Source organism: Aeromonas schubertii (genome assembly GCF_000820105.1).
GTDB lineage: Bacteria > Pseudomonadota > Gammaproteobacteria > Enterobacterales > Aeromonadaceae > Aeromonas > Aeromonas schubertii.
The window spans coordinates 1-1,531 of the sequence record NZ_CDDB01000020.1 but is presented as its reverse complement, the minus strand read 5'-3'; the positions used below and the strand labels follow the sequence as shown (position 1 = coordinate 1,531).

1 pseudogene is annotated in these 1,531 nt (G+C 70.7%); it reads left to right on the top strand.

The annotated features are described in order from the left end of the window. A pseudogene (locus BN1133_RS03940) lies at positions 1–1,531 on the top strand (alpha-2-macroglobulin family protein); the annotation flags it as partial.

Below are 1,531 nucleotides of genomic sequence, written 5' to 3'. Positions count from 1 at the left end.
GATGCCCTCTTCGGTCGGCTGCGCTTCGGTCAGGACTTGTTTGATAACTACGGCGCCATCATACCGCCGCTCGAGGGCAAGCTGGCGCGCCTGCGCTTTGGCGGTGATGCTCCCAGGCTCAAGAAGGGCGGGGCCCTGGAGAGCCGGGTCGAGATCCTGGCCATGTGGAGCGGTGAGCTCGCCTTCGATGACAGAGGCGAGGCGACGGTGACCCTCAACCTGCCCCGCTTCAACGGCGAGCTGGCCCTGATGGCGCTCGGCTGGAACCAGGCGCAGGTGGGTCAGGCCGATGGGGCGGTCAAGGTGGTGGCGCCACTGGTGGCCGAGATCGGCTGGCCGCGCTTTGCCGCCACCGGCGACGGGAGCCGCGCCCTGGTACAGCTGCGTAACATGAGCGGGCGCGATCAGAGCCTGACCCTCGACTGGCAGTGGCAGGGGGGCATAGTGCCCACCGGACCGGCCCCGACGCGCCTCTCCCTCAAGCAGGGTGAGGAGCAGTGGCTGACGCTCCCCTTCACCGTGACCGGCCAAAGCGGTGTCGCCGCCTTGACCCTCAAGGCCGAGGGGCAGGGGTTGTCGCTCAGTCGCAGTTGGTCGCTGCCCCTGCGCTCCCCCTGGCCGGCCGAGCAGCGCCGGGCGGTGGCGGTGTTGGCTCCTGGCAAGCTGTGGCAGCCCGATGCCGCTCTGGTGGCGGGAATGCTGCCCGATAACCTGCAGGGGAGCCTGTCGCTCTCGGGCACCCCCCCCTGGGAGCCCAAGGCGCAGTGGCAGGCCCTCGCCGATTACCCTTATGCCTGCCTCGAGCAGACCCTGTCGCGGACCTGGCCCTATGCCTTCACCAGCGCGGAGCAGCGCCGCGACTGGTCACGGCCATTGCCGGCCGGGCACAAGCCGCCGGACGAGGAGGCCCTGCAAGGGGCGCTGACCCAGCGATTGCAACGGTTACAGCTGCCAAGCGGCGGCTTTGGCCTGTGGAATGCACGCTCTTCCGAGGAGCCCTGGCTCACCGCCTACGCCGCCGACTACCTGCTAAGCCGCAAGGAGGCGGGGCAGACGGTGTCGGACCCCATGCTTCAGGCGGCGCTCAAGCGCCTCGAGCAGTACCTGGGCGATGGCGGCCTCTACACCGGCTACAGCGAGGCCCCCGAGCACGCCCGTCTGGCCTACCAGGCCTACAGCGCCTGGGTGCTGTCGCGCCTTGGCCGTGCGCCGCTCTCGACCCTGCGCCTGATGTGGGAGCAGCAGGCGAGCCAGGCTCGCCTGCTGCACCTCTCACTGGCCCTCGGCCGGATGGGAGACAGTGCCCGCGCCGGGGAGGCGCTCACCAGGGCGCTGGCCACCGCGCGCGAGGAGGCCTATCTGGGGGACTACGGCTCGCCCCTGCGCGATGACGCCGCCATGCTGGCGCTGGTGCGCGCCGAGCTGCCCGGCTCTGCCCCCATCGCCGAGCGCCTCACGCTGCGGGTGATGGACGCGCTGGCCCATCGCAACTGGCTCAGCACCCAGGAGCAACTGGCCCTGCTGCGCCTCG